Source organism: Geobacillus sp. FSL W8-1251 (genome assembly GCF_038005945.1).
Classification (GTDB): Bacteria; Bacillota; Bacilli; order Bacillales; family Anoxybacillaceae; genus Geobacillus; species Geobacillus stearothermophilus.
In genome coordinates this window covers 2,570,043-2,590,376 of the sequence record NZ_JBBOUF010000001.1, presented here as the reverse complement: position 1 = coordinate 2,590,376, position 20,334 = coordinate 2,570,043, and the positions used below count along the sequence as shown (strand labels likewise).

21 protein-coding genes are annotated in these 20,334 nt (G+C 54.5%); 3 read left to right on the top strand and 18 right to left on the bottom strand.

Translation table 11 applies throughout. The annotated features are described in order from the left end of the window. Positions 1-2 precede the first annotated feature (2 nt). The 4 genes from yqfD to rpsU all read right to left on the bottom strand — a co-directional run bounded on the left by yqfD (position 3) and on the right by rpsU (position 2,235). Complete coding sequence (gene yqfD / locus NSS88_RS13595; RefSeq protein WP_061580803.1) at positions 3-1,190, bottom strand: sporulation protein YqfD; 1,188 nt, start codon at positions 1,188-1,190, stop codon at positions 3-5. Continuing rightward, positions 1,187-1,480: a sporulation protein YqfC gene (gene yqfC / locus NSS88_RS13590; RefSeq protein ID WP_033014691.1), complete on the bottom strand. Its 294-nt coding sequence runs from the start codon at positions 1,478-1,480 to the stop codon at positions 1,187-1,189. The genes yqfD and yqfC overlap by 4 nt, the downstream gene beginning before the upstream one ends. 105 nt (positions 1,481-1,585) lie before the next feature. Continuing rightward, the gene (locus NSS88_RS13585) at positions 1,586-2,032 is read right to left on the bottom strand and encodes a GatB/YqeY domain-containing protein (RefSeq protein ID WP_033009641.1); all 447 of its coding nucleotides are present in this window, start codon (positions 2,030-2,032) and stop codon (positions 1,586-1,588) included. A gap of 29 nt (positions 2,033-2,061) precedes the next feature. Continuing rightward, complete coding sequence (gene rpsU / locus NSS88_RS13580; protein WP_008879912.1) at positions 2,062-2,235, bottom strand: 30S ribosomal protein S21; 174 nt, start codon at positions 2,233-2,235, stop codon at positions 2,062-2,064. 164 nt (positions 2,236-2,399) lie between these two features. On the opposite strand from rpsU, the gene NSS88_RS13575 reads away from it, so the two are divergent. After that, entirely contained in the window at positions 2,400-3,335 is a 936-nt protein-coding gene (locus NSS88_RS13575; RefSeq protein ID WP_055357976.1) for a Na/Pi symporter, read from the top strand. Here the strand turns inward: NSS88_RS13575 and deoC are convergent. The 13 genes from deoC to gpr all read right to left on the bottom strand — a co-directional run bounded on the left by deoC (position 3,332) and on the right by gpr (position 18,304). After that, positions 3,332-4,003 carry a deoxyribose-phosphate aldolase gene (gene deoC / locus NSS88_RS13570; RefSeq protein WP_055357975.1) on the bottom strand — a complete coding sequence of 224 codons (672 nt, stop codon included), beginning with the start codon at positions 4,001-4,003 and terminating at the stop codon, positions 3,332-3,334. The two genes, NSS88_RS13575 and deoC, sit on opposite strands and share 4 nt — an antisense overlap. Before the next feature lie 166 nt (positions 4,004-4,169). Further along, positions 4,170-5,519 (bottom strand): tRNA (N(6)-L-threonylcarbamoyladenosine(37)-C(2))-methylthiotransferase MtaB, encoded by a 1,350-nt coding sequence (gene mtaB / locus NSS88_RS13565; RefSeq protein ID WP_055357974.1) that lies wholly within the window; start codon positions 5,517-5,519, stop codon positions 4,170-4,172. A gap of 67 nt (positions 5,520-5,586) precedes the next feature. Continuing rightward, positions 5,587-6,363 carry a 16S rRNA (uracil(1498)-N(3))-methyltransferase gene (locus NSS88_RS13560; RefSeq protein ID WP_055357973.1) on the bottom strand — a complete coding sequence of 259 codons (777 nt, stop codon included), beginning with the start codon at positions 6,361-6,363 and terminating at the stop codon, positions 5,587-5,589. 18 nt (positions 6,364-6,381) lie between these two features. Further along, positions 6,382-7,320: a 50S ribosomal protein L11 methyltransferase gene (gene prmA / locus NSS88_RS13555; protein ID WP_055358088.1), complete on the bottom strand. Its 939-nt coding sequence runs from the start codon at positions 7,318-7,320 to the stop codon at positions 6,382-6,384. 5 nt (positions 7,321-7,325) lie between these two features. Continuing rightward, entirely contained in the window at positions 7,326-8,474 is a 1,149-nt protein-coding gene (dnaJ, locus tag NSS88_RS13550; RefSeq protein ID WP_055357972.1) for a molecular chaperone DnaJ, read from the bottom strand. Between the two features lie 129 nt (positions 8,475-8,603). Further along, positions 8,604-10,424: a molecular chaperone DnaK gene (dnaK, locus tag NSS88_RS13545; RefSeq protein WP_055357971.1), complete on the bottom strand. Its 1,821-nt coding sequence runs from the start codon at positions 10,422-10,424 to the stop codon at positions 8,604-8,606. Positions 10,425-10,446: 22 nt separating this feature from the next. Beyond that, positions 10,447-11,118 carry a nucleotide exchange factor GrpE gene (gene grpE / locus NSS88_RS13540; protein WP_033014705.1) on the bottom strand — a complete coding sequence of 224 codons (672 nt, stop codon included), beginning with the start codon at positions 11,116-11,118 and terminating at the stop codon, positions 10,447-10,449. A gap of 97 nt (positions 11,119-11,215) precedes the next feature. After that, positions 11,216-12,250 carry a heat-inducible transcriptional repressor HrcA gene (gene hrcA / locus NSS88_RS13535; RefSeq protein ID WP_047818719.1) on the bottom strand — a complete coding sequence of 345 codons (1,035 nt, stop codon included), beginning with the start codon at positions 12,248-12,250 and terminating at the stop codon, positions 11,216-11,218. An 83-nt stretch (positions 12,251-12,333) separates the two neighbouring features. After that, the gene (gene hemW / locus NSS88_RS13530; RefSeq protein WP_341085035.1) at positions 12,334-13,473 is read right to left on the bottom strand and encodes a radical SAM family heme chaperone HemW; all 1,140 of its coding nucleotides are present in this window, start codon (positions 13,471-13,473) and stop codon (positions 12,334-12,336) included. 107 nt (positions 13,474-13,580) lie between these two features. Further along, positions 13,581-15,410, bottom strand: coding sequence for a translation elongation factor 4 (gene lepA / locus NSS88_RS13525; protein ID WP_033009627.1), 1,830 nt, complete (start codon positions 15,408-15,410; stop codon positions 13,581-13,583). Positions 15,411-15,554: 144 nt separating this feature from the next. Beyond that, positions 15,555-15,893, bottom strand: coding sequence for a DUF3679 domain-containing protein (locus tag NSS88_RS13520; RefSeq protein WP_341085031.1), 339 nt, complete (start codon positions 15,891-15,893; stop codon positions 15,555-15,557). Between the two features lie 15 nt (positions 15,894-15,908). Then, entirely contained in the window at positions 15,909-17,108 is a 1,200-nt protein-coding gene (gene spoIIP, locus NSS88_RS13515; protein ID WP_049624505.1) for a stage II sporulation protein P, read from the bottom strand. A gap of 74 nt (positions 17,109-17,182) precedes the next feature. Next, positions 17,183-18,304, bottom strand: a complete 1,122-nt coding sequence (gene gpr / locus NSS88_RS13510) for a GPR endopeptidase (protein WP_033014710.1) — start codon at positions 18,302-18,304, stop codon at positions 17,183-17,185. Positions 18,305-18,476: 172 nt separating this feature from the next. Here gpr and rpsT point away from each other — a divergent pair, with 172 nt between their 5' ends. Further along, positions 18,477-18,746, top strand: a complete 270-nt coding sequence (gene rpsT, locus NSS88_RS13505; RefSeq protein ID WP_033014711.1) for a 30S ribosomal protein S20 — start codon at positions 18,477-18,479, stop codon at positions 18,744-18,746. Between the two features lie 115 nt (positions 18,747-18,861). Here rpsT and holA read toward each other — a convergent pair whose 3' ends face one another. Continuing rightward, positions 18,862-19,899 (bottom strand): DNA polymerase III subunit delta, encoded by a 1,038-nt coding sequence (holA, locus tag NSS88_RS13500; RefSeq protein WP_049624506.1) that lies wholly within the window; start codon positions 19,897-19,899, stop codon positions 18,862-18,864. 284 nt (positions 19,900-20,183) lie between these two features. On the opposite strand from holA, the gene NSS88_RS13495 reads away from it, so the two are divergent. Continuing rightward, positions 20,184-20,318, top strand: coding sequence for a YqzM family protein (locus tag NSS88_RS13495; RefSeq protein ID WP_011231993.1), 135 nt, complete (start codon positions 20,184-20,186; stop codon positions 20,316-20,318). Positions 20,319-20,334: the final 16 nt, after the last annotated feature.

The window sequence follows — 20,334 nt, the reverse complement described above, 5'->3', positions numbered from 1 at the left end:
TCTCAATCTCCTTGAACGATGGGTTGTGGTACAGCAATATTTTCGATGACTTCGTAATGCAATTCTACCCTTACTTTACCATTCTCTTTCGTCTGATGCAAAACTTTTTCGCCGCGAATGACCGCCTCTTCCGGCAGCTTGGCCCGCAGCTCGCGGCGGGCGATCTTTTTCGCTTCTGCAAACGCCTCTTCCCACGTATAGCTCCGTTTCACTTCCTCGGCTTCACGAATCGTAACACGCTCGTAATACACCGGCAAGTCCCATTTCCAAAACCGAAACGGCCGCTTTTTCGTTTCGATGACCGTATGGGCGAACGCCGGCTTCTCCCACCCCCAGATTGGAAGGGAAAAGCGGCCCATTGCGATATAATGCCGTTCGGCGAACGCGCCGGTCAACACATGAAACGTCGTCTCAAGCGGCAGGACAACGGTGGACTTGTACCATGTCTCGCCAAGCACCTTTCCGGTCGCCGGTACAAATTTCGTTCTCCCCTCGGCGCCGATCACGCCGGAAACGAGAAGCTGACCTTTTTGTACATAATCATTGACGGAAACGAGCGGTTGTCCTTCTTCAACGAACAAATCGGCGATCACCGCCTCTTTTTTGGCGACTAAATGGCGCGGGGGGATCGGTTCTTTCGGTTCCGGAATTTCTTTTTCCACGACACGGAAATGCAGCAACGTCCCTTCCCACTCGACGCCGACCCATGTAATGTCATGGATGCGTTCGGTCAGTTTCCTTTGCAACGTTTCCGGGTCATCGAGCAGAAATTGAAACACGCCGCGCTCGACGCCCATCCGTTTTAGTTCGCGGACGATTTGATGTTCTGTCTCGGGGGAGGCGCCTTCAATGTCAATGCCCCACACAACGTTGGACAGCAGAAATACAATGGCCGCAAAAAGGAGCAGCCCGAGCCCAAACCCGCTGTTTCGCCGCGCCCGTCGCCAAAAAAACGGCAACCCTCTTCTCCCGACAAACGAAAGCTTGCACTCGCTTTGCCGGGCGATATGGCGAAACCGCTTGACATCGCTGAGCTTAATGAAAAATGTCGCCGTCTCCCGACTATGATTTTTCACATTCCATACGGCGATGCCCTGGCGCACGCAGGCGTTGATCAGCCGTTCGATCCCTTTTCCTTCCGCCTTGACACGCACGCTGCCGGCTAACGTGTCAACCCATCCATTTTTCATCGTTTGTCCTCCTCTATATAAACGACTTGGCTGATTTTCCCCTCCAATAAAATTTCTTCCGGCAAAATCGTTTTGATGACAAACTGTTCGCCGCGGACAAGCAGCTGCCCGTTCTGCAGCAAAAGGCGGAGCTCTTTATCGCTGAACGCGAGCAGCCCTCGGTGGTTTTCAATGTAAATATGTATGTGCCCCACCATCGTGATGCGGGGCAGATCCATGACGATATCGGCGGGAAGCTCGAGCTTTTCCGCCATCCACCGCTTCATCTGCTGGCGCCATTTCTTCACCATACAAAAAGACCCCCCTTTCATCTCATATGTATGAGACAAAAGGGGGTTCTAGCACCGCTTTTCAAAAACAACGGGCCCGCCTGCCGGCAAGGCCCATTGCTTGTTTTATGAAAGCTGTTGTTGCACCAATTTATTGACGAGCGAACCGTCCGCTTTGCCTTTCACTTTCGGCATGATGGCGCTCATCACTTTTCCCATATCCGCCTTCGACGAAGCCCCGACTTCCTTGATCGTCTGCTCGATCAGTTCGCGAAGTTCGTCCTCTGTCAGCGGTTTCGGCATATACGACTGAACGATGTCAATTTCGGTTTTTACTTTTTCGACAAGATCTGAACGGCCAGCGTTTTCAAATTCGCGGAGGGAGTCTTTACGCTGCTTCAGTTCACGAGAAAGAACGGTCAGCTCTTCGTCTTCCGAAAGCGGGCTTTTGCCGAGCTTGATCGCCTCGTTTTGCAGCGCCGCCTTCAGCATACGGAGAACAGACAGCTTTTCTTTCTCCTTGTTTTTCATCGCCTGCTTCATATCGTCATTCAAACGATCGAGAAGACTCACCGATTATACACCCTCTTTAATGCATGCTCTTAGTGCTTGCGCTTTCTAGCCGCTTCAGATTTTTTCTTCCGTCTGACGCTTGGTTTTTCATAAAATTCGCGCTTTCTCACTTCTTGCAAAGTACCCGTTTTCGAAACGGCGCGTTTAAAGCGACGAAGAGCGTCGTCGATCGACTCGTTTTTGCGAACGATCGTTTTGGACATCCTGCTTCCCTCCCTCCGAACAACAACCATTGCATATTGTACTTGTCAATTATAATACATGCCGGCAGAAAAGGTCAATAAAAAAGCGCGATCCCGGCGCCGAAAAAAGCAGTCATCGTCCGCGGACGAGGCCCATACATATAGGATGAAAGGGGAGATCGCCCGTGGGGCCGCTTTTGATGCTGTTTGCCATTTACACCGCCATTTTTCTGATCGGTATGTTCATGATGAAGGCCGGGTTTTACGCATTATCCGGCCATCGGTTGAAACGATGGCTCATGCGCTTTACCGCTGCGCCATGGCAAGGATTTCTCACCGGGATGGCGGCAACCGCCCTCGTGCAAAGCAGCTCGGCGGTCATGGTGATGACGATCGGCCTCGTCGCCACCGGCTATTTATCGTTTCGCCAGTCCATCGGCATCATTTTAGGCAGCAACATCGGCTCAACTGTCACAACCGAGCTGATGACACTCGATATCGGCGACGGCGCCATTCCGCTTCTCATCGGCGGCGCACTTCTCGTCTTCATAGGACGCCGCCGCTTCGTTTACAGCATCGGGATGATCGCCGTCGGCCTTGCCGCCTTGCTGTTTGCCATGAACGGCTTCTCCAGCCTCGCCAAGCCGCTCGCCGATTACCCGCTTGTTGACGCCTGGCTCAAGCAAACGAACAGCTCGACCGCCATCGGACTCTTCGTCGGCATTGCCTTGACCGCCCTCGTCCATTCGAGCGCGGCGACGATCGGCATCGCCATGGGGTTTTTAAACGAACAGTTGTTGACGCTTCCAGCCGCCATCGCGATATTGCTTGGCGCCAACATCGGCACGTGCATTACCGGGCTGCTGGCCTCCATCGGTTCAAGCAAAGAAGCCCAGCTGACCGCTTATACCCATTTATGGCTGAACGTCGCCGGCGTTGCCGTCTTTGCCTTCTGGACGGAGCCGTTCGCCCGTTTTGCCGCCATGCTCAGCCCGGCGCCGGATGTGCAGCTCGCCCATGTGAGCGTCTTGTTTAACACCATTTGTTCAGCCGTCGCGTTGCCGTTTGTCGGCATCATCGAAACGGCCATCTTGCGTTTGCATGGCCAAAAGCGGGCTTAATAATCGGCGCGCCCAGTTTGGCCGCTGACGATGGCAACCCCGGAGCTCGTCCCGATGCGCGTCGCCCCAGCCTCGATCATCGCCTCAGCTGTTTTCCGGTCGCGAACGCCTCCTGAAGCTTTGACGCCCACATTGTCGCCGACCGTTTTTCGCATCAGCGCGACGTCTTCAACCGTCGCGCCGCCGCCTGAGAACCCAGTCGATGTTTTCACATAGTCAGCGCCCGCTTTCACCGCCAATTGGCAAGCGCGCACTTTTTCATCATCCGTCAAAAGCGCCGTTTCAATAATTACTTTCACGAGTGCTTTTCCGGCTGCCGCTTCGACGACGGCGCGAATATCGCGCTCCACCCAGTCGTCGGCTCCGCTTTTTAAGGCGCCGATGTTGATGACCATATCGACTTCGCGCGCGCCGTTTTCGATGGCGTTTTTCGTTTCAAACGCTTTCGTTTCCGGCGTTGTCGCCCCAAGCGGAAAGCCGATGACCGTGCAGACGCGGACATCCGTGCCGGAAAGTTCCCGCGCCGCCGTTTTCACCCACGACGGGTTGACGCATACTGAGGCAAACCCGTACTGTTTCGCCTCCGCGCATAATTGAACGATTTGCTCTTTCGTTGCCTCCGGCTTGAGCAGCGTATGGTCGATCATGTTCGCAATGTTCACTGTCATGGACACTTGCCCCTTTCTGCCGCTGCAAAAAGATAAAAGGTCTGACGTCTACCATCATACCATGTCTGCAAGGCAAAAACTAGCCGTCATCTGTATAGTTCGCGAGAAAAAGAAGAAAAAACCCCAGCTGAGGCTGGGGTGTCTGTGCTTGTCTCTCCATATCAGGTTATGAGCTTAACTTTACGAAATGAGCTGCCCCATCCGGCACAATGCGGACAAACTCACCTTCGTTGTACGGGTAGCCGGCTTTCGTGATTTTTACTTTCACGAGTTCGCCGACCATCTCTTCTGTCCCCGGGAAACGGACTTTCAAATAGTTGTCCGTATAGCCGATATACATGCCCGGATGATCTTTGTCTTGCTCTTCTGGAATGACTTCGAGCACGTGCCCTTCAAATCGCGACGCGTATTCTTTCGCCAGCTGATCAGATAGGGCAATGAGTCGGCGGACGCGGTCATGTTTCGTCTCTTCGTCCACTTGGTCCGGCATGCGCGCCGCCGGTGTGCCAGTCCGCTTCGAATACGGAAAGACGTGCAGCTCGGAAAACTGCTGCTCGCGGATAAAGTGGTACGTTTCCATAAATTCCTCTTCCGTTTCACCCGGAAAACCGACGATGACATCGGACGTTACGGCGAGTTCCGGGAACACTTCCCGCAGGCGGGCAAGCCGCTCGGCGAAAAATTCCACCGTATATTTGCGGCGCATCCGCTTGAGCACCGTGTTCGACCCGGATTGAAGCGGAATGTGCAAATGGCGAACGATTTTGTCCGAACGCTGCAACACATCGATCACTTCATCGGTAATTTGGCTCGCCTCAATCGACGAAATGCGAATCCGTTTCAGCCCCGGCACTTGCTCATCCAAATCGCGCAGCAGCGCCGCGAAGTTATAGTCTTTTAGATCGGTGCCGTAGCCGCCCGTATGAATGCCGGTCAACACGATTTCCTTATAGCCGGCGGCGACAAGCTGGCGCGCCTGGCGGATGATTTCTTGTGGATTGCGCGAACGCATCAAGCCGCGCGCCCACGGGATGATGCAAAACGTGCAAAAGTTGTTGCACCCTTCTTGAATTTTCAACGATGCCCGCGTCCGGTCGGTGAACGACGGCACATCCATTTCCTCAAACACGCGCGTTTTCATAATGTTATGGACCGCGTTGATCGGCTGGCGCTCGCGCTGAAACTGCTCAACGTAGTCCAAAATTTTATGCCGGTCTTGCGTGCCGATGACAATATCGACGCCCGGAATCGCCATCACTTCCGCCGGCGATGTTTGCGCATAGCAGCCGGTCACGCAGACGACGGCATCCGGATTGCGGCGCACCGCACGACGGATGACTTGGCGGCTTTTTTTGTCGCCGGTGTTCGTCACTGTGCACGTGTTGATCACATACACATCGGCGCGGCTCTCAAACTCCGTCCGTTCGTAGCCGGCCTTTTTAAACAGCTGCCAAATCGCCTCTGTTTCGTAATGATTGACTTTGCAGCCTAATGTATGGAAAGCCACTGTTGGCATGTTGTTCACCTCACTGCAGGCCATGCCACTGAGCTAGCAGCATGACTGAATTTGTTCAAACCGTTGATTACTGTTGCGCCGCCTCCCAATCTGGCGCGCGCAGCTCCCATTCATAGGAAGCCGCGGCAAGCAGATAAAGCGGCGCCGTTTCCGTGCGCAAAATGCGCGGGCCAAGGCTGCACGGCAAAAAGCCGCCTTGTCGGAGCCGCTTTGCCTCCTCAGGGCTAAATCCACCCTCAGGTCCGAACACGGCTAGCAGCGTGCCGCCGGGCTTGAGGCCGGCAAGCAGCGCCGGCAGCGAACCGTGCCGTCCCCCGCGCCCTTCTTCTTCATAGGCGAATAGACGTTGATCCACCGTTTCGCCAAAAGCAAGCAGCGCATCCAGCGAAAGCGGCGCCCGCACCTCGGGCAATGACGTGCGTTCCGCCTGTTCGGCCGCCTCTTTCGCAATTTTTTTCCACCGTTCCACTTTTTTCTCCGCTTTCTTCATGTCCCATTTGACGACCGAACGGGCGGCGAAAAACGGCAGAAAGCCGGCGGCGCCAAGCTCCGTCCCTTTTTGGATGACAAACTCCCACTTTTCGCCTTTCGGCAGCCCCTGGGCGATATAAATGCGCACCGGCAATTCGCGCTCCTCTTCCTTCCATTGTACAATACGGGCGCGCACATGATCACTGGCAATTTGTTCAATGCTGCATACAGCCGTGCGCCCGTCCGGAAAGACGCAAGCGATCGCATCCCCCGGCTTCATGCGCATGACGCGGGCGATATGGTGCGCGTCAGCGCCGCTGATCGTGACGACTTCGCCTCGGCGCTCCCGTTCGGAAACGAAATATCGCTGCAACGAACATCCCTTCTTTGTTTACGACTTGATGGCGACTAACGCGACCCAATCTTCCATCACGTTCACTTCCTCAATGACAAACCCAGCCGCCAGAAGCCCGTCTTTGACGTCCTGCTTTTTCGCCTGGATGATGCCGGAGGTGATGAAGCGGCCGCCCGGCTTCAGCAGCCGGAAAGCGTCGGAGGCAAAACGCAAAATGATTTCCGCCAAAATGTTGGCGACAATCACATCAGCCGGCTCATCGACATGGTCAAGCAAATTGTTTTGCGCCACCGTAACGACCGACTGCACTTTATTGAGCTTGACGTTCAGCCGTGCGCTGTCGACTGCGACCGGATCCAAATCGAACGCCCGCACCGACCGGGCGCCGAGCATCGCCGCAGCGATGCTTAAAATGCCGGAGCCGGTGCCGACGTCAATGACCGCATCGCCGGGGCGCACATATTTTTCGAGCGCCTGCAGGCACATGACCGTCGTCGGGTGGGTGCCGGTGCCAAACGCCATGCCCGGATCCATTTCAATGATCAACTCATCATCGGAAACCGGCTCATACGTTTCCCACGTCGGCACGATCGTAAACTTCTCCGACACTTTCACCGGATGATAATGCTTTTTCCACGCCGTCGCCCACTCTTTCTCATTCACTTCGCTCAATGTAATCTTATTTTTTCCAAGGTCAATATCATATAGCCATAAATTGTTAATCGCTTGTTTAATTTGTTCGACCGTTTCGCCAAGAAAGCTGTTGACCGGCAAATACGCCTTAATGATGACGCCTTCTTCCGGATAATCGTCCGGATTGAGTTCGACGATTTCCCCGTACCAGTCATCGCGGTCTTTCACAAGATCGTACGGATCTTCAATGACCACGCCGCCGGCGCCGGCCTCATGCAAAATGTTCGAAATCGCCTCGACCGCCTCGTGCGTCGTATGAATGCTGATTTCCGACCATTTCATCGCGCTCACGCTTCTCCTTTAAACGCCTTTTTGACTTTCTCAAAAAAACGGCCGTGCGGCCCGTCGTGCATCGTCTCCCCACCAAGCCGGTCAAACTCGCGCAGCAGTTGCTTTTGTTTTTCCGTCAGCTTTGTCGGCGTCACGACGCGGACGATGACGTGCTGATCCCCCTGTCCATAGCCGCGCACGTTTGGCACTCCTTTCCCTCTCAGGCGGAAGCGCGTGCCCGTTTGCGTGCCGGCCGGAATTTTCAACTTCACATCGCCATAGAGCGTCGGCACCTCAATCTCATCGCCGAGCGCCGCTTGAGCAAAGGAAAGCGGCACTTCACAATAAATGTCGAGCCCGTCGCGCTCGAAAAATTCATGCGGCTCCACGCGGAAAATGATGTACAAGTCCCCCGGCGGCCCGCCGTTGACCCCTGGCTCCCCTTGGCCGGCGACACGCAGCTGCTGGCCGTCGTCGACGCCGGCCGGGATTTTGACATGAATCTTTTTCCGTTGCTTGACGCGGCCCGTCCCGCCGCATGTCGGACATTTTTCCGGAATGTACCGGCCCGTCCCGCCACATGTCGGACATGTCCGACGGTTGATGATGCGGCCAAACGGCGTCGCCTGCTCGCTCGTGATTTGCCCGCTGCCGCCGCAACGTGAGCACGGCTGGGGGCTTGTGCCCGGTTTGGCGCCGCTGCCATGGCACGTTTCGCACGTCTCTTCGCGCGGCACTTCAATTTCTGTTTCTTTTCCAAATGCCGCTTCCTCAAATGTGAGCGTCATCATGTATTCCACATCGGCCCCTTTGCGCGGCCCGCTCGCCCGCTGGCGCGGCCCGCCGCCGAAAAACGTCTCAAAAATATCTTCAAACCCGCCAAAGCCGCTAAAGCCGCCGAAATCAAACCCTCCGCCTCGGAATCCGCCGCCGTCAAACGCTTCGTTCGGGTCGGCATGGCCGAACCGGTCGTAGCGGGCCCGCTTTTCGTCGTCGCTCAATACTTCGTATGCCTCTTTAATTTCTTTAAACTTTTCCGCGGCGTCCGGCGCTTTGTTAATGTCTGGATGATACTGCTTCGAAAGCTTTCGGTACGCTTTTTTGATCTCGTCTTTCGTCGCGTTTTTGCTGACGCCGAGAACTTCGTAGTAATCGCGCTTCGCCATCGTTGATCATCCACTCCCGATTCATTCACATAAATTTTATTTTATCATTTCCCTTTTGTTAATGGCAATATGTGAATGCTAGAAAAAAAGTCAAAGCCAAGGCAGGCCTGACTTTGACTTTCGGCAGCATTATTTGTCATCCTTCACTTCCTCAAATTCCGCATCAACAACGTTGTCCCGTTTGGCCGCGTCGGCTTGCGCTCTAGCGTCTTGCGCCTGTTTCGCCGCTTGCTCATACAGCTTGATCGACAGCTGCTGCACCGCTTCCTGCAGCGCGTCTTTTTTCTTGCGGATGTCATCGATGTCGTTTTTCTCAAGCGCCGCCTTCAACGCATCTTTTGCCTCTTGCGCTTTCTTGATCTCATCGGCGCTCACTTTTCCTTCGACTTCTTTTAACGTTTTTTCTGTCGTGAAAATAAGCTGGTCCGCTTCATTGCGCAGTTCGGCAGCCTCTTTCCGCTTCCGGTCGGCTTCGGCGTTTTCTTCCGCCTCTTTGATCATGCGCTGGATTTCTTCTTCCGACAGGCCGGACGACGATTTGATCGTGATCGACTGTTCTTTGTTCGTCCCCAAGTCTTTCGCGCGCACATGGACGATGCCGTTGGCGTCAATGTCAAACGTCACTTCAATTTGCGGCACGCCGCGCGGCGCCGGCGGAATCCCAGTCAGCTGGAAGCGGCCGAGCGTTTTGTTGTCCGCCGCCATCGGACGCTCCCCTTGCAGCACATGAATGTCTACTGTCGTTTGGTTGTCGGCGGCTGTTGTGAACACTTGCGACTTGCTTGTCGGAATGGTCGTGTTCCGCTCGATCAATTTCGTAAATACGCCGCCCATCGTCTCAATGCCGAGCGACAGCGGTGTGACGTCAAGCAAGACGACATCTTTCACTTCGCCGGCAATGACCCCGCCTTGGATCGCGGCGCCGATCGCCACGACTTCGTCCGGATTGACGCCTTTATGCGGCTCTTTGCCAAGCTCGCGCTTAATCGCTTCTTGGACAGCTGGAATGCGGGTCGAACCGCCAACCAAAATGACTTTGTCAATATCGGCAGGTGTCAAGCCGGCATCTTGCAGCGCCTGGCGAACCGGCCCCATCGTCCGTTCAACGAGGTGGGCGGACAGTTCTTCAAACTTCGCCCGCGTGAGCGTCGTTTCCAAGTGAAGCGGACCGTTTTCATTGGCGCTGATAAACGGCAGCGAAATTTGCGTCTGCGTCACGCCCGACAGTTCTTTTTTCGCCTTTTCAGCCGCATCTTTCAAGCGCTGAAGCGCCATTTTGTCTTTGGACAAATCGATGCCGTGCTCTTGTTTGAACTGATTGACCAAATAATCGATGATCACTTGGTCGAAATCGTCGCCGCCCAAATGGTTGTCGCCGGCGGTCGCTTTCACTTCAAAGACGCCGTCGCCAAGCTCCAAAATCGAAACGTCAAACGTTCCGCCGCCCAAGTCATAGACGAGAATCGTTTGATCCTCTTCTTTGTCGAGGCCGTAAGCAAGCGCTGCTGCTGTCGGCTCGTTGATGATGCGCTCGACTTCAAGCCCGGCGATGCGGCCGGCGTCTTTCGTCGCTTGGCGCTGCGCGTCGTTGAAATAGGCCGGCACCGTAATGACCGCCCGCGTCACCGGTTCGCCCAAGTAGTCTTCGGCGTACGATTTCAAATATTGCAAAATGATGGCTGAAATTTCTTGCGGCGTATATTGCTTTCCTTCAATCTCCACTTTGTAGTCCGTGCCCATATGGCGCTTGATCGAGATGATCGTGTTCGGGTTCGTGATCGCCTGCCGTTTGGCGACTTCGCCCACTAAGCGCTCCCCGTTTTTGAACGCCACGACCGATGGGGTCGTGCGGTTTCCTTCCGGGTTCGGGATGACTTTCGCCTCGCCGCCTTCGAGCACGGCGACGCAAGAGTTCGTTGTTCCTAAGTCAATGCCGATAATTTTACTCATCGCTCATCACCCTCCATTTCCGTTATTGGCTGACTTTGACCATCGCAGGACGGAGAATGCGGTCTTTCAGCTTGTAGCCTTTTTGCAGCTCTTCGACGACTGTATTCGGCTCATAGCCATCTTCGTCCGTCTGCATGACCGCCTGATGCAGATGGGGGTCAAACGGTTTTCCGACCGCCTCAATCGCCTCGACGCCTTCTTTTTTCAAGGCGTCCAAAAGCGAGCGATACACCATCTCCATTCCTTGCAAAATCGATTTTGCCTGCTCGTTTTCCGTCTCTATTTTCAACGCGCGCTCAAAGTTGTCGAGCACCGGAAGCAAATCGCTCGCCAAACTTTGGGCGCGGTATTTTTCAGCCGCTTCCAGCTCTTGGCGCGTCCGGCGGCGGAAGTTTTCAAAATCGGCATACAGACGGAGATAGCGGTGTTCCATCTCAGCCAGCTTCGCTTCCAGCTCCGCTACTTGCGCTTTGGCGGCAGCCAGCTCCTCTGTCTCGGCGCGCTCCTCCCCGGCAGGTTCGGCCCCCGCTGAAGCCTCCGCCGGCTTCCCATCGCCTTGCCCGGCGGCATCGTTTTGCCTAGCGTCGTCCCTTTCGCCTTCCGGTGGCACGCCTGCCTCTTCCGCCGATGCCGGCTGTTCCATCTCCGGCTCGTTGTATGTAGCTTGACCAGCACGTTTGTCCCCTTGTTCCATTGCCTTCACCTCCCCTTCGGGCTCGTCATTCTATGTATCAATGGCCACAAGGAACGGATGGATTGGCGAATCCATCCGTTAACCAATATGGCCATTGTTACTGATTTTGATACCATTTCGTCAGCGCGGCCGACAAATCGGAAGCGACGCGGTTCAACACCGTGATGACGCGCGAATACTCCATGCGCGTCGGCCCGAGAATCGCGATCGTTCCGAGCGGCTCCTCGCCGACCGAGTATGTCGCCGTAATGAGGCTGCAGTTTTCCATGCCGTGCAATTCGTTTTCCCGGCCGATCGACACCTGCACCCCTTTTTGGCTTTGCTTGCGAAGCAGACGGTAAATGTCTTTTTCCTGCTCAATGATGTTCAGAAGCGGGCGCACTTTTTCAATGTCGCTGAATTCCGGCTGATTGAGCATGTTGGCTGTGCCGGCGAAAAACATTTTCTCCTCTTCAGGAAGATCGAGCGTGTCGATCAGCATATTGAGCAGGCTGTCATAATTGCGGATGTGCCGGCGCAGCACATCGGCCACTTCCGTCTTGATTTTTTCTTTTAAATCGATGAGCGGAACGCCGCTGAGCCGCCCGTTCAAAATGTTGACCATCTTTTCAAGGTCGCCGGCGTTGACCGATGGCGGAATCGTCACGACCCGGTTTTCGACATGGCCGGTATCGGTCACAACGATGGCCACAGCCGTCTGCTCGTTGAGCGGAACGATTTGCATTCGCTTCAGTTTGCTTTCTTTAAACGCCGGACCGAGGGCGATCGACGTGTAGTTCGTCAAGTCGGATAAAATTTGCGCCGACTTTTGCATCAGCTTCTCGAGCTCATAGATGCGTTCGGCAAACACGGAGCGGATTTTCTGAATATCGGCTCTTGTCAGCCGCTGCGGCGGCAGCAGATGGTCGACGTAGTACCGATACCCTTTTTCCGACGGCACGCGGCCAGAGGAAATGTGCGTTTTTTCAATGTAGCCGAGCTCTTCCAAATCCGCCATTTCATTGCGAATCGTCGCTGAACTGAACGCAATTTGGTGCTTTTTCGATAACGTCCGCGAACCGACCGGCTGCCCGGAACGAATGAAATCGTCGATAATCACCTGCAAAATCAGCAGTTGGCGGTCCGTTAACACGTTTCTCACCTCTATTAGCACTCGATCAATTCGAGTGCTAAATCTATTACTAGGGTAACAAATCGCCCGGCAAATGTCAATCTTTACATTTCGCCGAGAAAGGCGGCGAACACTTCGTTGCCGAGCAGCTTGCCGCGCTTTGTCAAGCGGACGTGGGTCTCCGTTTCTTCCAAGCGCCCGTTTTCCACTTCGGCGCGGATCGCCTTGCCGAAGATATCGTGCATATCGCGGCCAAACTTTTGCCGGAAGCGAGCTTTCGACACTCCTTCCGTTTTGCGCAACCCTAAAAACATTTCCTCTTCCATTTGCTCTTGAAGCGTCAACCGGTGCACATCGCGGTGCGGCCATTCGCCGTTGTCCACCTTGGCGATGTAATGGCGGACCGGACCGATATTGGCGCGCCGCACCCCGCCGATATAGCTGTGCGCCCCGGCGCCGATGCCGTAATACTCTTCGTTGTTCCAATAAGTGAGGTTGTGACGGCTTTCAAACCCCGGAAACGCGTAATTGCTGATTTCATACTGTTGGTAGCCGCACGCTTCGGTTCGCTCCATCGCCGCTTCGTACATGGCCGCTTCCGCCTCTTCTCCCGGGAGATGGAGTCGGCCCTTGCGCCACTCGTTGTAAAAGATCGTTTTCGGCTCAAGGATAAGCGAATAGGCGGAGAGGTGCGGAACGTGAAGCGAAAACGCGGCGTCCAAATCGGCGAGAAACTGCTCAATCGTCTGCCCGGGAAGCCCGTACATCAGATCGAGGCTGATGTTGACAAACCCGGCCTCCCTCGCCCGCTCTACCGCCTGCACGATATCCCCGCGCCGGTGCGTGCGGCCGATCGCTTGCAGAAGCCGGTCATCAAACGTCTGCACCCCAAGGCTCAACCGATTGACCCCGGCTTCGCGGAGAACGGCGAGTTTTTCTTTCGTCAGCCCATCTGGGTTCGCCTCAACCGTAAATTCAGCCGTTTGCGGATCAAACTGAAAATGGCGGTGAATGCTCTCAAGCAAGCGCCCAAGCTGCGCCGGCTCCAGCACCGTCGGCGTGCCGCCGCCGATAAACAGCGTCTCAAGACGGTTGCCGAACTCGGCCGCCGTCCGCGCCATTTCCTTGTCCATCGCCCGCAAATAGTCGTCAATCGGCTGACCGGCAGCAAACACTTTGTTAAAATCGCAATAATGGCAAATATGGGCGCAAAACGGAATGTGAAAATATGCTGATGTTGCCATCGTCATCCTCCCTTCGGCTGCAGCCGGACTGCCGTCCCTCATCTTCCCGTCAGCGTCGCATGGCGATAAACAAACAAGGCCATCCCCGAAGGAGACAGCCTTGCCCGTCATTTTTTCTGGTCGTCGATTTTCAAGACAGCCATAAACGCTTCTTGCGGCACTTCGACCGAGCCGATTTGTTTCATCCGTTTTTTTCCTTCCTTTTGCTTCTCGAGCAGCTTCCGCTTCCGTGACACGTCGCCGCCGTAACATTTGGCGAGCACGTTTTTGCGCAGCGCCTTGATCGTCGAGCGGGCGATGATTTTGTTGCCGATGGCGGCTTGCACCGGCACCTCAAACTGCTGGCGCGGAATTAAGTCTTTCAGTTTTTCCACGATCACTTTGCCGCGTTCGTACGCCGCCTCGCGATGGACGATAAACGACAAAGCGTCAATTTTTTCGCCATTCAACAAAATGTCCATTTTGACAAGATTGGACGGCCGATAGCCGATCAACTCATAGTCGAATGACGCGTACCCTTTCGTGTTCGACTTTAAGGCGTCAAAAAAGTCGTACACGATTTCCGACAGTGGAATGTCATAAATCAGCATGACCCGCTTTTCGTCCAAATATTGCATATCAACGAACGTGCCGCGCTTTCCTTGGCACAGCTCCATGACCGGCCCGACGTAGTCGTTCGGCACCATGATCGTCGCCTTCACATACGGCTCTTCGATGCGGTCGATTTTCTGTGGATCCGGCATGTTCGTCGGATTGTCGACCGAAACTTCGGTGCCATCGGTCAAATGAACTTTGTAGACGACGCTCGGAGCCGTCGTAATTAAGTCGATATGAAACTCGCGCTCAATCCGCTCTTGAATGATTTCCATATGCAGCAAGCCGAGAAACCCACAGCGGAAGCCGAACCCAAGCGCCTGCGACGTTTCCGGCTCAAAGTGGAGCGCCGCATCGTTCAATTGCAGCTTCTCGAGCGCCTCGCGCAAGTCATTGTAGCGCGCCGTATCGATCGGATACATGCCGCAAAACACCATCGGGTTGAGCTTCCGGTAGCCGGGGAGCGGCTCGGCGGCCGGCCGTTCGGCGTCGGTGATCGTATCGCCGACACGCGTATCTTTGACATTTTTAATGGACGCTGTCAAATAGCCGACATCGCCGACCGTGAGCTCGTCGACGATTTTTTGTTTCGGCGTAAAGACGCCGACTTCGGTCACTTCAAATTCTTTGCCGGTCGACATCATTTTAATGCGCTGGCCCGGCTTCACCGTCCCGTCGACAATGCGGACATACGCGACAACGCCGCGGTACGGGTCGTAAAGCGAGTCGAAAATGAGCGCTTTCAGCGGCGCGTCTGGATCGCCCGACGGAGCGGGAATTTTCTCCACGATTTGTTCCAAGATTTCTTCAATGCCGATGCCGACTTTCGCTGAAGCGAGCACGGCTTCAGACGCATCGAGGCCGATGACGTCCTCGATTTCTTGGCGGACGCGCTCCGGTTCGGCGCTTGGCAAATCAATTTTGTTAATAACAGGCAAAATTTCCAAGTTGTTATCGATCGCTAAATACACATTTGCAAGCGTCTGCGCTTCGATGCCTTGCGCCGCATCGACGACCAAAATCGCTCCCTCGCAGGCCGCCAAGCTGCGCGACACTTCGTACGTAAAATCGACATGGCCCGGCGTATCGATCAAATGGAAAATATACTCCTCGCCATTTTTCGCTTTGTATGTCAACTGGACCGCATTCAATTTGATCGTAATGCCGCGCTCGCGCTCAAGATCCATCATGTCCAACGTCTGCTCGCGCAACTCGCGCTCCGACAGCGCGCCTGTTTTTTCCAAAATGCGGTCCGCAAGCGTCGATTTTCCGTGGTCAATGTGAGCGATAATGGAAAAGTTGCGAATCCGTTCCTGCCGTTTCAACCGTTCTTCCCGGTTCATCGTCTCTCACTCCTGCTTTTTCGCAAAACTACACTAGCTTTGATTATAGCAACAGAGGAGAGAAGATTCAATGACAAACAAAAAAGCCGCCCATACGAGGCGGTGAATCGTCTGCCGGCGCCGCGCCGAAAGCGGCGGACCGATTTAGTCGACGGCCCGCCCAGCGAATGACAGCAACGTTTCCACAAGCGCGGTTGCGCCATCGGCCAGCCGCCGGCCGAGTTCAGAAAAGAGGTTGAACGTTTTCAGTTCCCGAACCACTTCTTGTTTTTTCTGCAAATCGCCCGCCGCCACTGTCTGCCCGAACACGGCTGCCTCAATCTCCCCGTTTCCGTTTTTCTTGAGATCAATGACGGCGGGAAGCGACGAATCCGCATAGCCGCGCATCTTCTCAATGCCGCGGTGCGCCTGCTGCATGCCGAGCAGCACGCCAAAAAACAAGAGGAAAAGCGCTGCGCTAAACCGGATGAACCATCTTGCCATATGCGATGCCCCTTTTTACTTTTTCTCCGCCGGAGCCGGCGCCTCGACTTTTTCCGCCTGCCAATAATACTCGCTGAACACATCGGCAAAGGCCGTAGCCGAACGGAACAGCTCGGCGAACGTATTGTCGACGCCGCCAAACTCCACTAAAATGGCGTTCCTGGATAAATCTTGGTTAAATTTCCCATTTGTTCCTGCTCCTTGCTTCTTAATGACCCCGCGGCTCAACCCCGGGTATTTCTTCTGCAGCAAATGGTGCAGCTCGGTCGCCAGCTGCAAGTTTTTTTCGTATTCCGCGTTCTCACCGCCGACGATAAACGCCACGCGCGCGTAATCAACACCGTTGATCGTCGTGGTCGTATACTTCCGGCGACGCGCATCGCGGTGAATGTCAATAAAATATTGCAAGTCACGGTTTTGCTTCATCGCTGCCACGACCGTCTGCCGCGACATGTTATACGCCTGTGTGTATGTCATTCCTTTTTTCAACAGCTCCGCTTCGATGTCGGTTTTGTTCACTTGCGCGCCGATGCCCCTCTTCTCCAATTCTTCCATCAATTTCTCCCCGACTTTGGTCACATTCACGCTCCGATGAAACGCCAAATTTGGATCGGTTACGCCTTTTAAAGCCGGCAAATACGACTCGCGCGTATGTGTATGGTAAATATAGACGACTTTTCGGCCTTGCGTCGTTTGCTTCGGGGGAGGGAGCGCTTTTTCGTCTTGGGTTTGCTCGGCTTGCTCAAGCTCCTCGACCGACGCCTGCCGCTCGGCAAACATCACTTCCAGCGGTGGCGCCGACTCATACGGGATGTTCGTGTAGTCGGTCCCTTCTCCGGCGATTAAAATTTTGCTGTCATACAAGGCAAAGCCCGGCAGCTCGCTGCCGAGCAAGCTGCGCGGATCGTCGGGGTTGATGCTTGTCGCCAAGCGGAACAACAGCGATGAATAGTTCGTCTGTTGCCGTTCTTTTGGAAGCATTTGGAGAAAATACCGGTTTTCGAGCCCAAACAGGCGAATGAACATCTCTTCCGGAAAATGGGCGGCCATATTGTTCAGCGATGATGACGACGGACGGTATTCGGGCCGCAGCGACGTAAGCGCTCCGACGAGCATAAACATCATCATGCATCCAAGGATGATGAGCATAAACATTTTTTTTAAGCTGGCTCCTGGAACGGCGATCACGACGTTGGGGGAGCGCCATCGTTTCATATTCCCACCCTTTCCCGGCTTGTCTCCTCACTTTAACGTATGGCCAAGCCGGGAAAGATAGAACCGTTTTTTGTCTAGTGGGTGTAAGAGCCGACGTTACCTTGGTCAACCTGCCGGTGCAGCGCCGCGTTCAAGCCGCCGGCCAGTAAGTTCGCCATATCGCCGATGAACGAATCGACCTCTTTTGGCGTCACCATTAAGTTATGACCGAGCGGGGCGAGCACTTCGTAAATCAGACGCCGCTTTTCTTCATCACCAAGCGTGCCGATCATGCCGAGAAACGTCGACCGTTCGGTTGGCGACGGCATATCTTGCTCCGTCAGCTTCTTTTTGCGCCCGAACGCCCAGCCGGCCGGAGCCAGCGCGCTTGACGGCCGCTGGCTTTCGCGCATTTCGCGGCCGAAATGCTTTAAAATGAAATCGATCGTATCGCTTGTGATCGAAACGGCATCGACGACCGTCGGGACGCCGATCGAGATGACCGGGATGCCGAGCGTCTCGTAGCTCAGTTCTTTCCGCTTATTGCCAACGCCCGAGCCGGGGTGGATGCCGGTGTCGGAAATTTGGATCGTCGCGTTGACCCGTTCGATTGAACGGGCGGCCAGCGCATCGATGACGATGACAAAATCCGGCTTCGTTTTCCGGACGACGCCATCAATAATATCGCTCGTCTCAATGCCGGTCGTTCCCATCACCCCTGGAGCGAGGGCGCTCACCGGGCGAAATCCTTCCTCAACACTTTCCGGCTGCAATTGAAACAGATGACGGGTGACAAGCACGTTTTCCACCGTCAGCGGCCCAAGCGCATCCGGCGTGACGTTTTGGTTGCCAAGCCCGACAATTAGGCAGCTCGCTTGCTCGGGAATGCGGAGCCGTTGTAAAAAGGCGCTCAGTTGTTCCGAAAAAATACGCTGCACTTTTTGCTGCAATTCCGTATTTTGTTCACGGATGCCTTGCGCCTCAATCGTCACATAATGGCCCGGCTTTTTGCCGATCGATGCCGCTCCTTGTTCTGTGACGTGTGCGTGCGACAGCTTGACGCCATCGATCTCTTGGTCGCGGATGATGACCCCCTCAATCGGGGAGGCGCCTTCCTTTTTTTGTTGCAAACGCTCCTCGACCGCAATTTCATGCGCCTCGATCGCCAAGTCGGTGCGCACCGAATACATGCGCAAATCGAGCGGCTGCTGTTTCATGTCGTTCCTCCTTGTGCCGTTTTCTTTTATTGTCGCCGCAATGAAACGCCGTCATTCATATTTCGTAAAGGATTTTTGCTTGAACACTCTTGCATAATCAAAACACGTTTGATAGAATAACACTTGTTCTTGTTCAGAGCAAAAATCGGAACGATAACGGAGGTGAACGGACGTGGCGAACATTAGATCGGCGATCAAACGCGCGAAAACGAGCGAAAAACGTCGGGCCCACAACGCCTCGATGAAATCGGCCATGCGCACGGCTATCAAAAAATTTGAAGCGCTCGTTGAATTGAAAGACGTGGAAAAAGCGAAAGAAGCGTTCATTGTCGCGTCGAAAAAATTAGACAAAGCCGCGAGCAAAGGCCTTATCCATAAAAATGCCGCCAGCCGGCAAAAATCGCGCTTAGCGAAAAAATTGAACAGCATTCAAGCTTCCTAATGAAAAACGACCTGGCGCCAGGTCGTTTTTTTGTCCCCACTTTTTTCTTTGTGTTTCTTTGTGGCGCCGCCATGCAGGCGAAGCAGACGGCAAAAAAGCCAACGGCGCATGCTTTTTATCGCTGGCTTTTCCGCCCCGGGCGAGCGCCCCAACGCATCAACAACAGCTCAACGGCCAACCGGCGGTCCATGGCTCCGCTTTTTACGTCATAATCAGCGGCGGCCAGCTCGGTGATCGCTTCCGTCAGCTCCGCATCGGAAAAGCGGGCGGCTTGGGCAAGGGCGAGCTTGACGCGGAACGGATGCACGTTGAGGGCCGAAGCGATTTGCGTCTGCCCATAACCTGTTTGGGCGAGCCATTTCACTTGCGCCAACAGGCGGAAATGGCTTGCAAGCAACGCCAAAATTTTGATCGGCTCCTCACTATGTTCAAGCAAATCGTAAAACGTCTGCAATGCTCCCGGGATATCGCGCCTCGCCACTTGTTCGACAAGCGCAAAGACGTTTTCTTCCGGCGTGCGAGCGACAAGCTGCTCGACGGCCGCCTCATCCACCACTCCACCCGGTCCGGCAAACAAAGCGAGCTTGTCGATTTCGTTCGCCAGCGCGGACAACCGCGTTCCGGCCCGCTGCAAAAGCAGCTCAATGGCTTCCTCGGCCACCGATGCTCCTTGGCTTTCCAACCGGCGGCGCACCCAAGCGCGCAGCTCCGCTTCCTGAAGCGGGGCGGCGGCCACAACTTCGCACTGCTCCTTGGCGAGCTTGGTAATTCTTTTCCGCTCATCGAGCTTGTCATACGGCGCCAAAAAGACGACGATCGAGAACGGCGCCGGCGCCCTGAAATAGTTCTCCAGCTTAGCCAAATCGTGCTCGATCTCTTTGTCCTTTTCCGCCGTAAAAAAATATGGATTCTTCACCAAAATGACGCGCCGCTCGCCGAAAAACGGCACCGTCTCGGCCTCCTCAAGCGCCGCCTCGACCGGCGTTTCCTCGCAGTCGTACACAGCCAAGTTCCACTCGCGCTCCTCGGGGCCAAGCGCTGCGTTCACCAACCGCTCATACGTTTCCGTTAATAAAAACGGCTCATTGCCGTATAATAAATAAAGAAGAGAAAAACGCCGTTTTTCCATGTTTCCCCATACGCGTTCCAGCATGTTCCCGTCTCCATTCCCTAGCAAACGTCTCTGCTAGAAAAGATACACCGTTTTTCGTCATTTTACAAGGGAACCGGCTTCCGAAAAAACCGGTTCCCCTTTATATAAACGCCAGCCTATAAGTCCTAGGACCTTATTGGCCAGCGGGTTATTTTTATGTTTTCCCGGCTGTTTGAAAGTATTTGTGTCAACTGTTGTCAAGGAAGGAAAAGAAGCGAGCAGCGGTAGATTTTTCACACGTTTTCGTCTATACTAAAAATGATTGAACGAGGAGGGGGAAAACGATGAACGTATTTGAAAAAGAAGTGCAAAGCCAACGAAATGACGCCGTCGATTCCGCCGTCGGATTCATCGTGTCGTTCGGCTTTTTCGCTACCATGTTCATCATCGCAACGTTGATCGAATTTTTCGGTCGATAAGGATTGCTTACATAAG

What these genes read in the sequence shown, in the direction of transcription:
- hemW (WP_341085035.1), bottom strand. Translation starts at nt 13,473, where the DNA reads ATGGCAACATCAGCATATTTTCACATTCCGTTTTGCGCCCATATTTGC.
- lepA (WP_033009627.1), bottom strand. Translation starts at nt 15,410, where the DNA reads ATGAACCGGGAAGAACGGTTGAAACGGCAGGAACGGATTCGCAACTTT.
- spoIIP (WP_049624505.1), bottom strand. Translation starts at nt 17,108, where the DNA reads ATGAAACGATGGCGCTCCCCCAACGTCGTGATCGCCGTTCCAGGAGCC.
- grpE (WP_033014705.1), bottom strand. Translation starts at nt 11,118, where the DNA reads ATGGAACAAGGGGACAAACGTGCTGGTCAAGCTACATACAACGAGCCG.
- rpsU (WP_008879912.1), bottom strand. Translation starts at nt 2,235, where the DNA reads ATGTCCAAAACGATCGTTCGCAAAAACGAGTCGATCGACGACGCTCTT.
- holA (WP_049624506.1), bottom strand. Translation starts at nt 19,899, where the DNA reads ATGCTGGAACGCGTATGGGGAAACATGGAAAAACGGCGTTTTTCTCTT.
- dnaK (WP_055357971.1), bottom strand. Translation starts at nt 10,424, where the DNA reads ATGAGTAAAATTATCGGCATTGACTTAGGAACAACGAACTCTTGCGTC.
- yqfC (WP_033014691.1), bottom strand. Translation starts at nt 1,480, where the DNA reads ATGGTGAAGAAATGGCGCCAGCAGATGAAGCGGTGGATGGCGGAAAAG.
- yqfD (WP_061580803.1), bottom strand. Translation starts at nt 1,190, where the DNA reads ATGAAAAATGGATGGGTTGACACGTTAGCCGGCAGCGTGCGTGTCAAG.
- deoC (WP_055357975.1), bottom strand. Translation starts at nt 4,003, where the DNA reads ATGACAGTGAACATTGCGAACATGATCGACCATACGCTGCTCAAGCCG.
- prmA (WP_055358088.1), bottom strand. Translation starts at nt 7,320, where the DNA reads ATGAAATGGTCGGAAATCAGCATTCATACGACGCACGAGGCGGTCGAG.
- mtaB (WP_055357974.1), bottom strand. Translation starts at nt 5,519, where the DNA reads ATGCCAACAGTGGCTTTCCATACATTAGGCTGCAAAGTCAATCATTAC.
- gpr (WP_033014710.1), bottom strand. Translation starts at nt 18,304, where the DNA reads ATGAAACAGCAGCCGCTCGATTTGCGCATGTATTCGGTGCGCACCGAC.
- NSS88_RS13520 (WP_341085031.1), bottom strand. Translation starts at nt 15,893, where the DNA reads ATGGCAAGATGGTTCATCCGGTTTAGCGCAGCGCTTTTCCTCTTGTTT.
- dnaJ (WP_055357972.1), bottom strand. Translation starts at nt 8,474, where the DNA reads ATGGCGAAGCGCGATTACTACGAAGTTCTCGGCGTCAGCAAAAACGCG.
- NSS88_RS13495 (WP_011231993.1), top strand. Translation starts at nt 20,184, where the DNA reads ATGAACGTATTTGAAAAAGAAGTGCAAAGCCAACGAAATGACGCCGTC.